The sequence below is a fragment of the Halogranum roseipondis genome, assembly GCF_059695585.1.
Window position 1 is genome coordinate 774,275 of sequence record NZ_CM185235.1, and the last position, 13,129, is coordinate 787,403.

The 13,129-nt window shown below is 65.1% G+C and carries 14 protein-coding genes and 5 tRNA genes; 10 read left to right on the forward strand and 9 right to left on the reverse strand.

Features of this window, described 5'->3' with window-relative positions:
* Positions 1-31: 31 nt before the first annotated feature.
* A tRNA-Arg gene (locus EOHIBHHM_RS04135) sits at positions 32-104 on the reverse strand.
* Between the two features lie 234 nt (positions 105-338).
* Here EOHIBHHM_RS04135 and EOHIBHHM_RS04140 point away from each other — a divergent pair.
* From EOHIBHHM_RS04140 to EOHIBHHM_RS04155, 4 genes are all read left to right on the forward strand, one after another.
* Positions 339-938, forward strand: a complete 600-nt coding sequence (locus EOHIBHHM_RS04140) for a hypothetical protein (protein ID WP_497254915.1) — start codon at positions 339-341, stop codon at positions 936-938.
* A gap of 200 nt (positions 939-1,138) precedes the next feature.
* Entirely contained in the window at positions 1,139-2,620 is a 1,482-nt protein-coding gene (locus EOHIBHHM_RS04145) for a single-stranded DNA binding protein (RefSeq protein ID WP_497254917.1), read from the forward strand.
* A 120-nt stretch (positions 2,621-2,740) separates the two neighbouring features.
* Positions 2,741-3,172 carry a histone gene (locus EOHIBHHM_RS04150; protein WP_497254919.1) on the forward strand — a complete coding sequence of 144 codons (432 nt, stop codon included), beginning with the start codon at positions 2,741-2,743 and terminating at the stop codon, positions 3,170-3,172.
* Complete coding sequence (locus tag EOHIBHHM_RS04155) at positions 3,172-4,185, forward strand: histone deacetylase family protein (protein ID WP_497254921.1); 1,014 nt, start codon at positions 3,172-3,174, stop codon at positions 4,183-4,185. Before EOHIBHHM_RS04150 ends, EOHIBHHM_RS04155 begins: the two co-directional genes overlap by 1 nt.
* On the opposite strand, the gene cca is transcribed toward EOHIBHHM_RS04155, so the two are convergent.
* On the reverse strand, positions 4,164-5,561 hold the full coding sequence (gene cca, locus EOHIBHHM_RS04160; protein WP_497254923.1) for a CCA tRNA nucleotidyltransferase: 1,398 nt from the start codon (positions 5,559-5,561) through the stop codon (positions 4,164-4,166). The two genes, EOHIBHHM_RS04155 and cca, sit on opposite strands and share 22 nt — an antisense overlap.
* A gap of 124 nt (positions 5,562-5,685) precedes the next feature.
* Between cca and EOHIBHHM_RS04165 the strand changes: the two genes are divergently transcribed.
* From EOHIBHHM_RS04165 to EOHIBHHM_RS04175, 3 genes are all read left to right on the forward strand, one after another.
* Positions 5,686-5,758 (forward strand) — tRNA-Asn (locus EOHIBHHM_RS04165).
* Between the two features lie 212 nt (positions 5,759-5,970).
* Positions 5,971-6,043 (forward strand) — tRNA-Asn (locus EOHIBHHM_RS04170).
* A gap of 103 nt (positions 6,044-6,146) precedes the next feature.
* Positions 6,147-6,221 (forward strand) — tRNA-Ile (locus EOHIBHHM_RS04175).
* A 219-nt stretch (positions 6,222-6,440) separates the two neighbouring features.
* Here the strand turns inward: EOHIBHHM_RS04175 and arsM are convergent.
* The 3 genes from arsM to EOHIBHHM_RS04190 form a co-directional block, all read right to left on the reverse strand.
* Complete coding sequence (gene arsM, locus EOHIBHHM_RS04180; protein ID WP_497254925.1) at positions 6,441-7,262, reverse strand: arsenite methyltransferase; 822 nt, start codon at positions 7,260-7,262, stop codon at positions 6,441-6,443.
* Positions 7,255-7,617: an ArsR/SmtB family transcription factor gene (locus tag EOHIBHHM_RS04185; protein WP_497254927.1), complete on the reverse strand. Its 363-nt coding sequence runs from the start codon at positions 7,615-7,617 to the stop codon at positions 7,255-7,257. The genes arsM and EOHIBHHM_RS04185 overlap by 8 nt, the downstream gene beginning before the upstream one ends.
* Before the next feature lie 309 nt (positions 7,618-7,926).
* Entirely contained in the window at positions 7,927-8,361 is a 435-nt protein-coding gene (locus EOHIBHHM_RS04190) for a CBS domain-containing protein (RefSeq protein WP_497254929.1), read from the reverse strand.
* 312 nt (positions 8,362-8,673) lie between these two features.
* Here EOHIBHHM_RS04190 and EOHIBHHM_RS04195 point away from each other — a divergent pair, with 312 nt between their 5' ends.
* Positions 8,674-9,240, forward strand: coding sequence for a hypothetical protein (locus tag EOHIBHHM_RS04195; RefSeq protein WP_497254931.1), 567 nt, complete (start codon positions 8,674-8,676; stop codon positions 9,238-9,240).
* 59 nt (positions 9,241-9,299) lie between these two features.
* A tRNA-Phe gene (locus tag EOHIBHHM_RS04200) sits at positions 9,300-9,373 on the forward strand.
* A 76-nt stretch (positions 9,374-9,449) separates the two neighbouring features.
* Here the strand turns inward: EOHIBHHM_RS04200 and EOHIBHHM_RS04205 are convergent.
* The 3 genes from EOHIBHHM_RS04205 to EOHIBHHM_RS04215 form a co-directional block, all read right to left on the reverse strand.
* On the reverse strand, positions 9,450-9,803 hold the full coding sequence (locus EOHIBHHM_RS04205; RefSeq protein ID WP_497254933.1) for a YgaP family membrane protein: 354 nt from the start codon (positions 9,801-9,803) through the stop codon (positions 9,450-9,452).
* Between the two features lie 462 nt (positions 9,804-10,265).
* Positions 10,266-10,931, reverse strand: a complete 666-nt coding sequence (locus tag EOHIBHHM_RS04210; protein WP_497254935.1) for a VOC family protein — start codon at positions 10,929-10,931, stop codon at positions 10,266-10,268.
* Between the two features lie 64 nt (positions 10,932-10,995).
* Positions 10,996-11,448 (reverse strand): pyridoxamine 5'-phosphate oxidase family protein, encoded by a 453-nt coding sequence (locus tag EOHIBHHM_RS04215; protein ID WP_497254937.1) that lies wholly within the window; start codon positions 11,446-11,448, stop codon positions 10,996-10,998.
* Between the two features lie 230 nt (positions 11,449-11,678).
* Between EOHIBHHM_RS04215 and nucS the strand changes: the two genes are divergently transcribed.
* Positions 11,679-12,488, forward strand: a complete 810-nt coding sequence (gene nucS / locus EOHIBHHM_RS04220; RefSeq protein WP_497254939.1) for an endonuclease NucS — start codon at positions 11,679-11,681, stop codon at positions 12,486-12,488.
* On the opposite strand, the gene EOHIBHHM_RS04225 is transcribed toward nucS, so the two are convergent.
* The gene (locus EOHIBHHM_RS04225) at positions 12,477-13,124 is read right to left on the reverse strand and encodes a type 1 glutamine amidotransferase (RefSeq protein ID WP_497256906.1); all 648 of its coding nucleotides are present in this window, start codon (positions 13,122-13,124) and stop codon (positions 12,477-12,479) included. The genes nucS and EOHIBHHM_RS04225 overlap by 12 nt on opposite strands.
* Between the last annotated feature and the right edge of the window lie 5 nt (positions 13,125-13,129).

Here is a 13,129-nt window from a genome sequence, read left to right on the forward strand (position 1 = left end):
GTGGGGCAAGTCAGGTCGCGAACGAAGTGAACGTCCTGACGGAGATTTGAACTCCGGTCCCTGGCTCCGCAAGCCAAGAGGATAGTCCACTACCCTACCAGGACATGTGTGCTTTCACGCAGTCTCGCACTGCGTCTGCAACTCTACCAATTCGACCCACTTACTTAAGCCCCCCGGTATAGACGCCGTGTGTCAGCACGTACGCACGGGAGAGAATCGCACGACGGCGTCGTGCTCGAGCGGCGGGACGAGCGCGAGACAGTGAACGGGCCAGCGGAGGCACAAAGAGTTTTTTGACTCTACAGAAGGTCTTTGAAATCACCCATCGAAGGTGGAGTATGAAACGTCGAACGTTCCTGCGAACGGCAACGGCGACGCTGGGCGTCGGGTCGATCGCTGGCTGTCTCGCGAACGGGGACGCACCGGGCGGCGACGGGTCGAACACGGGTACTGAGACGGACGAACCGACCGACACGCCGTCTGAGACGCCGGCAGACGGGACGACTCCGGGCACTGAGACGGACGGGTCGACGTCCGAACCCCCGACCGACGAGCCGACGACCGACGAACCCACAGACACCCCCACGTCGACGGAGAAACCGGGGTCGGTCGCGTCGAGCAGCCTCGAGGCCACCGGCGACTGCTCGGAGGTGGGGACGGCGAGCGTCGCCTTCGAGTCGCCCGACGTCGTCGTCACCGGCTGTATCCAGGGGCCGAACGGCTGTCACCAGCCCGTCCTCGGCGACGTCACGATGGACGGAGACACGCTGACGGTCGTCGTCACCACGGAAGAACAGGGTGGCGACGTCTGCACGCAGGCGCTCGTCCAGCGCGGCTACGAGGCGACGGTGAGTTTCGAGGGCGACCTGCCGGCGACGGTCGACGTCGTCCACGAGAGCATGGGCGAGCGGACGACCGTCGCTACGGCCGACCAGTAGCCGTTCGGGAGCGATGGTAGTCACCTCGCGCTCGTCGGGAGCACCGTCCGAACCTTTTTGAGCGAGTTCGCGGCCAGACGCGGTATGGTCACGACACCGGACAGTCCACGTAGACGGCAGCAAAAACCGCCAGACGGCGACGAGTCGTCTCGACAAGGACAACGCTTAAGCGCGCGCTCACCTTGCTTGGCTACACGATTATGGGCGCGATAGAGGACGTCTACGAGGACCTCGAAACGGAGGTTTCTTTCGAGGAGTTCGAGGCGGCAGTCGAGGAGAAAGTCGAACAGATGGGGGGGCTCGCGGACGACGAGACGGCGGCGATGCTCATCGCCCACGAACTGACAGACCAGGGTGGCGAGGTGAGCGGCATCGCCGACGTCGAACCGGGCATGGACGAGGTGAAGTTCCTCGCGAAGGTGGTCAGCATCGGCGAACTGCGAACGTTCGAGCGCGACGGCGAGGACGAGGACGGCCGCGTGGTCAACGTCGAGGTCGCCGACGAGACCGGTCGACTCCGCGTCTCCTTCTGGGACGAGATGGCGGTGGACGTCGTCGACAGCCTCGAGGTGGGCGAAGTGCTCCGCGTCGCCGGCCGTCCGAAAGACGGGTTCAACGGCGTCGAGGTCAGCGTCGACAAGGCCGAACCCGCCCCCGACGAGGAGGTCGACGTCCAGGTGCTCGACAGCTACCAGGTCGAGGACCTCTCGCTCGGCCTCTCCGACGTCAACCTCAAGGGGAAGGTGCTCGACACCTCCGAGATCCGGACGTTCGACCGCGACGACGGCTCGGAGGGCCGCGTCGCCAACTTGACGGTCGGTGACGAGACGGGTCGCGTGCGGGTGACGCTCTGGGACGAGCAGGCCGACCGTGCCGACGAACTCGACGCCGACGGGACGGTCGAGGTCGTCGACGGCTACGTCCGCGAACGGGACGGGTCGCTCGAACTCCACGTCGGCTCGCGCGGCGCGGTCGAGGAACTCGAGGAGAAGGTCCAGTACGTCCCCGACACCGCCGACATCGGGTCGCTGGAGATCGGACAGACGGTCGACATCGCCGGCGGCGTCATCGGGACCGACCCCAAGCGCACGTTCGACCGCGACGACGGCTCGCAGGGACAGGTGCGGAACGTCCGCGTCAAAGACGAGACGGGCGAGATCCGCGTCGCGCTCTGGGGCGAGAAGGCCGACACCGACGTCGATCTCGCGGATCACGTCGTCTTCACGGACGTCGAGATCAAAGACGGTTGGCAGGACGACCTCGAGGCCTCCGCGGGCTGGCGCTCGACGGTGAGCGTCACGCGCGACAGCGTCGGCGACGGCGACGCCGACGGTGGAAACGACTCGACCGCCGCAGCCGGGCGGAGCGAACAGGGGCTCGACGCCTTCGGCGGGTCCGACGACGCGTCCGAGACGGACGGTGACGCCGAGACGACGACCGCCGAGAGCGCGAGCACGACCGGCTCCGGCACGGCCGCGGCGGTCGCGACGAAGGCCGACGACGCGGACGGCGAGACCGTCGAGTTCACCGGGACGGTCGTCCAGGCGGGGAGTCCGGTCGTCCTCGACAACGGGACGAAGACGCGCAGCGTTCGGACGGACGCGCGGCTTCGACTCGGCGAGGAGATCACCGTCCGCGGGACGCTCCGCGACGGTACCATCGACGCCGACGACGTGTTCTGAGTCGGCCCCGTCCCGCCTTCGACTGCCCAACGACGCGGCGAGGGCTGAGCAGCCCGCGTCTCGACTGCGGAAAGGGCCTTAACGGAAAGGATTATACAGCGCACGGACCGGTATGTGGGTATGAGTGTTGAGCTGCCGTTCGCCCCGGTGGACACTATCATCCGGCGCAACGCCGGCAATCTCCGGGTCAGTGCGGACGCTGCCGAGGAGCTCGCGCGTCGCATTCAGCAACACGGCGCGGTCCTCGCGAAGGACGCCGCAGTACACGCGACCGACGACGGTCGAAAGACGCTGATGGCCGAGGACTTCGGCGTCGAACAGGTCGTCGAGCGCGCGGACCTCGAACTCCCCATCGCGCCGGTCGACCGGATCGCCCGCCTCGAGATCGACGACCGGTACCGCGTGTCGATGAGTGCGCGCATCGCGCTGGCGGACATCCTCGAAGATTACGCCGACAACGTCGCCAGCGCGGCCGCCAAACTCGCCCACCACGCCGACCGGAGAACCATCCAGGCCGAAGACATCGAGACGTACTTCTCCCTCTTCGAATAATGCGCTTCGGCTACAGCGACACCTGTCTCGAACACGACACCGGTGCCCGACATCCGGAGACGGCCGACCGACTGCGGGCGATCAAGCGTGGGCTGGCGAAACGCCACGGCGTCGAGTACGTCGACGCTGACCCGGCCACGGAGGACGCTGTAGCCGCCGTCCACGACGCAGACTACGTCGAGGAGGTCAAGCAGTTCTGCGCGAGCGGTGGCGGCAACTGGGACCCCGACACCGTCGCCAGCGACGAGACGTGGGACGCCGCACTCCAGAGCGCGGGGCTCTCACAGTGGGCGGCCCGCGAGGCCCTCGACGGGAACACGGGGCGGCAGACCCCCTTCGCACTCGGTCGGCCGCCGGGACACCACGCCGTCGGCGACGACGCGATGGGCTTCTGTTTCTTCAACAACGCCGCCGTCGCCGCACAGGACGTCCTCGACGACGGCCTGGCCGAGCGCGTCGCCATCTTCGACTGGGACGTCCACCACGGCAACGGGACACAGGACATCTTCTACGACCGCAGCGACGTCTTCTACGCCTCGATCCACGAGGACGGCCTCTACCCCGGGACGGGCGAGGCCGACGAGATCGGCGACGGCGACGGCGAGGGGACGACGCTGAACGTGCCGCTTCCCGCCGGGAAGGGCGACGCGGACTACCTCTTCACCATCGACGACCTGCTCGCGCCCGCACTCGACCGGTTCGACCCCGATCTGCTCGTCGTCTCGGCCGGGTTCGACGCCCACCGACACGACCCTATCTCCCGAATGCGCGTCTCGACGGAGGGCTACGCACTGATGACCGACCGGGTTCGCCGTCTCGCCGACGAGATCGACGCCGCACTGTGTTTCGTGCTCGAGGGGGGCTACGGACTCGACACGCTCTCAGAGGGCGTCGCGACGGTCCACGAGACGTTCGACGGTCGCGAACCGATGGAGCCCGACGACTCGCCCGACGAGAACACGGAGGAGCTGGTCGCGGAGCTCCGGTCGACTCACGGTCTCGGCTCGAAGTAGGCTCGAAGCTCCGCAGCGAACTCCTCGGCGAGCACGACGACGTCTTCGTCGACGAGAACTGTGTACGCATCTTCTAGCTGCCCTTCGATCTGTGCGCCGAGCGCGACGTCGAACAGCGCGTCGCTCTCGAGGAACGCTCGCGGCGTGGTGAACTCGCGTTCGCGTTCGACGACGTAGCGACCGCCGTCGAGAAACGGGCCGTAGACGTCGGCGTCGGCGTACTTCTCGTAGAACCCCGTCGCGTGCTGTCGGACGTGGACGGGCGGGCCGTCGTGTCGCTGTATCGCCGGAAGCGTGTCGACGCCGAGCTCGACGAAGAGTACCGCGCGGCCGAACGCAGTCTCGCCTTCGTCTCCGGTTTCGCTGGCGAACGCCGTCGCTCGCAGCGGTTCGAACCCTCGACGGTCGAGTTCGGAGACGACGCCGTCGAGCGACTTCTCTAACTGCGGGTAGAGTTGATCTTCGACGACGGCCGGCGCGTCGAAGGCGACGGCGACGGGGGTGGTCCGACGACGGTCGAGTTGTGCCCTGAGTTCCTCGGTAGTCATCGGAGGGCGTTCGGGCGGGAAGAACAACTCCTCACGAGGGTCGGCGAGCAACTCGCGGGCGTAGTGTTGGAGGCGAGCGACGTTCTCCGCCGAGAGCACGGCGGCGACGTTGCGCTCGGGGTCGGTCGGGTCGACGACGACGAGCGGGTCGGAGAACGATCGACGGCCGTGGCCTTCGGGGTCGCACTCGACGGGGGGATGCCAGTCGGCGGCGGCCGCGACGAGCGGTTCGAACCCGCCGTACTCGAGGACGAGCAGCTCCGCGAGGTAGCCCGAGAACCCCTTGGTCCGGAGGTCGCTGCCGTAGGCACCGATCCCCTTCAGGAACCGTTTGAACACGCGGACGTCGGCGGCGAGGTCGTCGTCGAGTCGGTCGAGGAGGTAGGCGTTGTGAAAGGGCGTTCTGTCGACCGCAGAGCGGATGTCGGTCGCGGCGGGGACGTCGTAGCAGGGGACGAGGTCGACGTCGAACCCCTCGAATTCGCCTTTGACGTAGGGGTGTTCGGCGAACTCCTCGTGGCCGTCCGGGAGCACCTCCCGACCGACGTCGAGTCCGAACCGCTCCAGTTCCTCGCGAGAGAGCTCCGGCGGGAAGCGGACGAAGAGGTCGATGTCGCGGTCGCCCGCGAGCCACGTCCCCCGAGCGGTACTCCCGACCTGCACGACGTCGGCCGTCACGGGACGGTCCGCGAGCGCCTCCCGGACGCGCTCTGAGAGGGCGGCCGCCGCCGCCGCGAGCCGCTCGCGCTCCGCGGGGTCGGGGTCGATGCGCTCGCGGACGCGGGCGACGACGGTCGCGAGGTCTTCGACGTCCTCCTCGGTGGTCATATCCCGGATTTCCCCGGGCGACGGCGAAAGGATGTCGGTGTCGGCTGCGCCGAGTGAGACCGGCAGACGACGACTGAAAGCGAAAACACTTTCAAATAACCTCGAATACGTGGAGATGCACCGAGCCGTCGTAGCTCAGATGGTAGAGCACCTCGCTGTTAACGAGGTGGTCCCAGGTTCGAGCCCTGGCGACGGCGTCCCCCTTCTTTCGTGGCTCACATCCGAAAGCGGCGTACTGGGACTTCCGATGACCAGCTTCGTCTGTCGATCGGCGCCGGCAGCCCGTCTCCTTCGACCGGTCGTCGAGATCCGATACCAGAGATGTCGATGTCGCGTGCTATCACTAGTCAGCCGACCGACCGAAACGAAACCGCTTTCAAACTCTCCCGGATAGAGGAAACTACAGTAAGCCGTCGTAGCTCAGATGGTAGAGCACCTCGCTGTTAACGAGGTGGTCCCAGGTTCGAGTCCTGGCGACGGCGTTCTCGTGACTCGCTTCCGTGAGTAGTGTGAGTGCCGTCCGTCGGTGTCGGAGTGACCCGACAAAGCAACGCTAAAGGGGTATCCGAGGATAGCACCGTACGAGGGCCCTTAGCTCAGTCTGGTTAGAGCGCTCGGCTCATAACCGAGTGGTCATTGGTTCGAATCCGATAGGGCCCATAACTCATCCGCGAGCGACAGCGAGCGGCGAGCTTCACGCTCTATCGGTTCGAAGTAGGGAACGAAGCGAAGCGGAGTGACCGTGGTTCGAATCCGACAGGGACCCAACCCCTCGATCTGGGCAGGATTTCTTCTGGAACTCTGACAGCCGAGTTGTCTCCAAGGCTTCTAATCTCTGAAAACAGCGCACAAGTCGTGGTCCTCACGAGGCTGCAGTCGTCACTGTGAGGCCTTTCTCGCCTCGATGGTCGCGGAGACGACGTAATCACTGACGTCACGTTCGTCGTCCCACTCTCGAATGAATTCCTCACTCTCGGTTTTCGGCTCGATTCGGATCTGCTCGAACCCGGCGTTCGACAGCATCGTCTCGATCGCTGGAATACGAGACGCACCGGCGACACAGGAGGCGACTGACTCGGGGTCGGCGTGGACGTCGCTCGGGAGTTGCGCAGTCAACACGACGTCGGAGATCGCGAGTCGACCACCGGGTCGAAGCACCCGATTCGCTTCGTGGAACACCTGCTGTTTGTCCGGCGAGAGATTCACGACACAGTTCGAGATGATGACGTCGACCGTCCCGTCAGCGACGGGGAGGTGTTCGATCTCGCCGAGGCGGAACTCCACGTTCGTCGCGTCGTTCTTCGTCACGTTCTCGCGGGCTTTCTCGATCATCTCTGGCGTCATGTCGACGCCGACGACACGTCCCGAGTCTCCGACTTCCTGCGCTGCGAGGAAGCAGTCGAATCCAGCGCCCGATCCGAGATCGAGTACTGTTTCACCGGGTTCCAGTGCAGCGATCGCGTTCGGATTGCCACAGCCGAGTCCAAGATTCGCTCCCGCTGCAACGGTGGACTCGTCCTCTTCAGCGTAGCCGAGTTTGCTGTTCAACTCCTCACGGTCGTCTGTTCCACAGTCGGAACGCTCACAGCAGCTCGATTCGTCGGTCGCGATTCGGGCATAGCGTCGGCGGACCGTACGACGCTGTTCGTCAGGTGAGAGTCCGTCCGTCTTCGAGTCCGAAGGTCGAGCGTGTTCACTCATCGGTCTGCCTCCGAATCTCGCCGAGCGCGTCGAGAATGCGCTCTGCCTCCGGAGTTGCGGCGTAGTACCGCCACCGACCGTCTTTCCGTCGCGTGACGAGCCCAGCGGTGTACAACCGAGAGAGTGCCTGACTGACAGCACTCTGACTCACGCCGAGTGCGGGTTCGAGTTCACAGACGCACACGTCTCCGTCTGCTTCGGCGATGAGTCTGAGCGCCTCGTAGCGCGTGTCGTTCCCCATCGCAGACAGCACCTGTACGTCTGCGGCGAGTTCTGATTCGGTCAGCGTGTGTTCTGCCGTACAGCACGCCTCGGATGTCTCGAGTTGGTGTGTCGACGACGAGTTCTGAGTCATTTTAGTAATTGCTAATATTAGCACTCACTAATATATATGTTTCGCACGATCCACCGACGACTCGTGACTGTACGCAGCGAGCGATCTATCCCGTGTCCCGTGCACTTCGGGAGACTCGATCGGTCTATCCTGTCGGGACTACTCCGCACTCGGTAGCATCCCTTGTGCAAGAATCGTCGCTCGGCACACCACTTCCGACGGGAGTCGGGCAGATCGTAGTAGCCGTCAGAAACAGCGTGTACCCGGTAGCGTCGCACACCGAACTAGCGGAGAGGGTGTCGTTGCCGACACACCCTCCAGACCTCTCGGTCAGGCGTGGTCGTACGGTGGAATCTCGGCTTCGACCACCTCACCCAGCAGTTTGAGCTCACGGCCGAGGAGAACGACGAAGTCGTCGAACGTGACGATTCCCGCGAGTTTCCCGTCCGAGTCGACGGCCGGTATCCGCCGGACGTTCGCGTCTGCCATCACGCGGAGGACGTCGAAGATGCCGCTGTCGACGTCCACTGTCTCGACACGGTCGCTCATCACGTCGGCAGCGGTCTGTGACGAGGCATCTGTACCGCGTGCGACGACTTCGATCGCGAGGTCACGGTCCGTGACGATCCCTCGGGGCCGCTCGTCGGCGACGATCACGACGCTCCCGACGGTCTCCTCGTCCATCAGTCGAGCTACCTCGGTAAGAGAGGTCTCCGGGGACGCGCTCACTACTGTCTCGCGAACGATCGATCTGATTTCGGGCATGGGACTCACCGCGACTGGACTGACGGTCGCTCACCAGTCGCAGTCGTCTGTTCGCTAGAGTGAGTGATAATGTCTTGCATCACTCCGTCGGAGAGACGGTACAGTGGCATCCTGTCCGGTTCAGTGTCCCGGTCCCGTACGAAAGGTCGAAGAGCCAATAGAGGCGACAGTCCGGCTGAAACGCCTGGCTCTCTCCTCGTAACCGTAGCGCTACTTCGGTGCGAACATCCAGTGGCAACAGACATATCAGCACAGAGTTGTGATTCGACGTATGAGCAGACGACAGGGCCGTACTCGAGAGAGGAGTCGAGGATGAGCGGTCGGAACGTCGGCATCGCCGTCGTCTCGCTCGCCGTCGCGAGTGTCGTCGTCGGTGCGCTGGTGGTCGGTCTCGGGCCGGCAGCGCCGCTCGTGGACTCGGTGTTCGACGAGACGGAGACGGACGCCGACGCGAACGGCGGTGACCACGACGGGTCTTCGACGGCCGACAGCGAGGAGGCAGAGGGCGGTGACTCCACCGGCAGTTCCGACGACGGAAGTGCTGCCGAGGCGGAGTTCCGATTCGACGTCCGAAACATCGACAGTTGCGGACAGACCTGTCGCGACGTGACCGTGGCGCTGACGAACACCATGAACGACACGGCGACGAACGTGGAGGTGAGTACCTCGATCTACACCGGCGGCGACGAGATCTGGTCGGCCAGTGAGTCGTTCCCTGCGGTCGAGTCGGCGGAGACGAAGACGCGCACCAAGCGCGTGAACCTCGGCTATCTCGACGCGGCGAAGGTCAAACAGAACGGCGGCGAGATTCGCATCGAGACGACCGTGACGTGGGACGGCGGCGAACAGTCGTTCACCGAACGGCGAAAAGTCGCATAGGGCGCGGCGGTTCAATTCCGAAATCCTTTTGCACCAGTCAGCCATCGATTGGAGTGTAAGCCGCCTTAGCTCAGACTGGGAGAGCACTCGACTGAAGATCGAGCTGTCCCCGGTTCAAATCCGGGAGGCGGCATTTCCCTGCGAACGAATAACGGAGTGACGCGACCGAACCGTGGTCGCGGAGACAGTGTTCGTCGCTCGTTCGTCGGCTACAGACAGCGCTCGTGGACGATCTGGTTGTCCACGTTCGGTCGTCGGGACTCGCCCACGACGATCGGTTCGTTGCAGGCCGGACAGCGCATCCCGCCGTCCTCGCCGGACGTCTCGGCGTCGCGCTCCGGTCCGTCCGCCGCGTCGCTTTCGTCGCTCTCCTCGCTCTCCCCGGTCACGTCGGAGGAACGGACCGCAGCAGTGTAGCCGAGTCCGACCGCGCCAGCGCCCGCCAGCACGCCGAGGAGACGGTTCTTCTTCCGAAACGAGCGAAGCGAGACGACAGCCAGCGTGCCGGCGAGCAGTGTGCGAGTGAGTCGGTCGCGGTCGTCGAGGATGGTAGCTAACTCCATGTGTAGTGATGGTGACCCACGTACATGTAGTTCTCTCGTTTCGGCGACACGCGAGGGGACGTCGGTCGTCGAGTGCGCGACGTCGCGCTGGTCGTCTCTGTGGTCGTCGGAGAAGGGGCGAGGACGTCTGTCGCTGCTACAGGAGCGACCGGAGCAATCGGAGCGGGAACGTGATGATCGCGATGACGAGACTGATCGCTTCCTGCGCGAACGAACGGAGTGTAGCGAGCATTACAGTCGAACGTACTCCCGAAGCGAGGATACCAGATGTGGTTGTATCTTCAAGCGTTTTATAAGCACCCGTTCGACAAACCGGCGTAGAGACGTCGAGAAGCCGTTCGAGAGAGGACGAGTCGAGACGCTCGTAGGGGCTCGTTGTCGATCGGAGACACGGCGAACCCTAGCTGGCTCCCGTCGTGGATCGGTACGGGGAGAGTCTGTGGACTCCTACGAGAGTCCCACTTAGTCGCTCGTCGCAGCGAGCGACGCGACGTCGACGACGGTCGGTGTCGAGAGAGCGTCGCCACCGAGTGTGAACGTCGGAACCGTCGCCCGGTCGACGTCGCCGCCCACGACGGTGAGTCCGGAGATCGGTCCGAACACCGCTTCGAGTCCGGCTCGGATCGTCTCGGCCGCTCCCTCGGGGACGACGAGGCGAGCGTCGACGAGACGAGCGGTCTCCCACGCGCCGAGTTCCGCGGCGACCTCGCCGTCGTCGCGGTGAACTTCCACACGGAACTCCCACGGCGTCATCACGAACGGGCGACGGCCGTCGCTGTCGCGGACGCTCCACCCCGCTGCGTCGGCACGATGCACACGGTCCACGACGGCGTCGAACTCCGAGGTGACGACGCCGAGGTGGTCGAACCGGAACCGCCGTCCGGGAGCGAGCGTGAGGTCGACCGCCCCCCGTCGGAGCGTCTCGAGTCGGAGTCTCCACGCCGCCGGTCGCCGTTCGTCGGGGCCGAGCGACGTGAACTCCCCGTCGTTCCAGCCGAACCGACGGTGTAAGGGGAGTCCGACGTCGGCGAGTGCGGCTTCGAGTCCGTCGACGTCGGGAGTGTTGTAGTGGAGGTGAAAGAGCCGTGCCGCCGGTGAGTGCGACGCTGCTCGCCGTGTCGAGTCCATGGCGAGCAGTCATCTCACCGATAGAAAACGTTCGCGGTCGGAGGAGCGTTGGAGGCCGACTCGACTACGTCTCGTGACTTTTCTGCCCCGTCAGCTCGTCGACGACGAACCGCCAGCCGAGGAGGTCCTGCATGGGTTGCGTCTCGGAGAACAGACTCGGGAACCAGGCGTTCCCCTCGAGGGCGTCTCGGAGCGCCGGCCACTCGTCGTCGTCGACCGGTTCGACCCTGCCCGTGACGACGACGCTCCGCCAGTCGTGTTTGTCGTCGACGTCGTAGACGAGGAAGCTCGCGGTCTCCGTCTCGCGGACGAACGACTCCTTCTTGCTCTGTTCGCCCGGCCGGAGGAAGACGAAGTAGAGGTTCCCTTCGTCGTATCCAAACGAGATAGGAATGCCGTACGCCTCGTTCTCGCGGGCCAGCGAGAGCACGCCGAACCCCTGCTGACGGAGGAAGCGGTCGGCTTCCTCGTCGCTCATCTCGATCCCCTGTAGTTCGGCAAAACGGTCCCGTTCCATGGACAGTCGTACGTGTTCAGAGACCATAATCATCGTCCTCTCTAGTAGCTCGTGCAACTGTCCACACACCCGCCTATTCTGCTGTCGTGTGGTCGACTGAGTTGTGACGTGCACGCGATACTATCGACTGAGTTGTGACGTGTTCGCGGTGCGATAATCTCAGCCGGCGTGCAGTCGGTCGGACGCGCCGTTTTTACCTCCTCGTCCCCAACGGCTCGACGGCACTCCGCATGCACGCGACGACGCTCCATCGGCCGACGCACCGCGAGACGCTCTGGGAACTGGAAGAGGCGTTCGAGCGCGGTGACCTCGTCACCGTCTTCGGCCGCTGTACCGTCGACTACGACGGACGGGCGACGAGTACGCTGGGTCCCGGCAACCGACTCGTCATCCTCAAACCCGACGGGTCGACGCTGGTGCACACCGACGAGAAGCGTACGCCGGTCAACTGGCAGCCACCGGGCAGCGAACACCACGCCAGCGTCCGCGACGGCCGTCTCCGGGTTCGCGGGACGCGTCGGAACCCCGCGGAGACGCTCGACGTCCACTTCGAGCAGGTCCACCAGTTCTCGGCGCTCTCGGTCACCGGTGGACGCGATCTCGATCTCCACGGGAGCGAAGAAGACCTGCGTCAGCACATCCTCGACGATCCCTCGCTGGTCGAGAGCGGGTTCACCCCGTTGGCGACGGAGCGCGAGAGTACGGCTGGACCGATGGACATCTACGGCGAGGACGGCGACGGCATCCCCGTCGTCGTCGAGTTGAAGCGCCGCCGTGTCGGCCCCTCGGCGGCGAGCCAACTCCAGCGATACGTCGAGGCACTCCATCGTGAACTGGGCGACGAATCTGAGGTGCGCGGGATTCTGATTGCCCCGTCCGTCACCGACCGGACGAGCGCGCTGCTCGACGAAGAGGGGTTGGAGTTCGTCGCGCTCGACCCCGACACGGGACGACCGCCCGAGTCGGATTCAGAGGCGGCAGACGAAGATGCAACCGGTGGAGACGCCTCCGATGCCGACGACGCCGATTCAGCTCTCTGACCCGGCGAGTCGGGCGAAGTTCTCGAAGGTGCGTTCGACGGTGACGGTCGAAAAGTCTCTCGACCCCTCCCACCCGAAATCGGTGGCGATACGGGGGAAGAGCCGGTCGGTGAACTCCGGATGGTACTGGACGGTCCAGAGCGGCGCGTCCCCGTGGCGACTCGCGAGGGAGGGGTAGTAGTCGGCCGAGGCGATCGGTTCCATCCCGTCGCCGAGGTCGGTGACGTGGTCGCCGTGGACCATCGGAACGGTCGGCGAGACGCCCGCGAACAGGGGGTCGTCCGCGAGGTCGACGTCGACGAGTTCCGCGGTGAGTCCCCGGTGTTCGACCGTGCCGCCGAGCGCGTCGTTGACGAGCTGGTGCCCGAAACAGATGCCGAGCGTCGGCACCTCGTGGGCGACGAGATCGGAGACGAGCTGCCGGAGGTCGTCCATCCACGGGTAGTCGGCAGACTCGTAGACGCCGGCGGTGCTCCCGCTGAGGACGACGCCGTCGACGCGACCGGCGACGTCGGTGATCGCAGGGACGTCGCCGTGAGCGACGTCGTGAACGCGGTGCTCGGGGAGGTAGCGAGCGATCTCGGGGACGAAGTACCGCTTGTCTCTGTCGACCTCGTTCTCCAACACGAGGAGCATCGCTC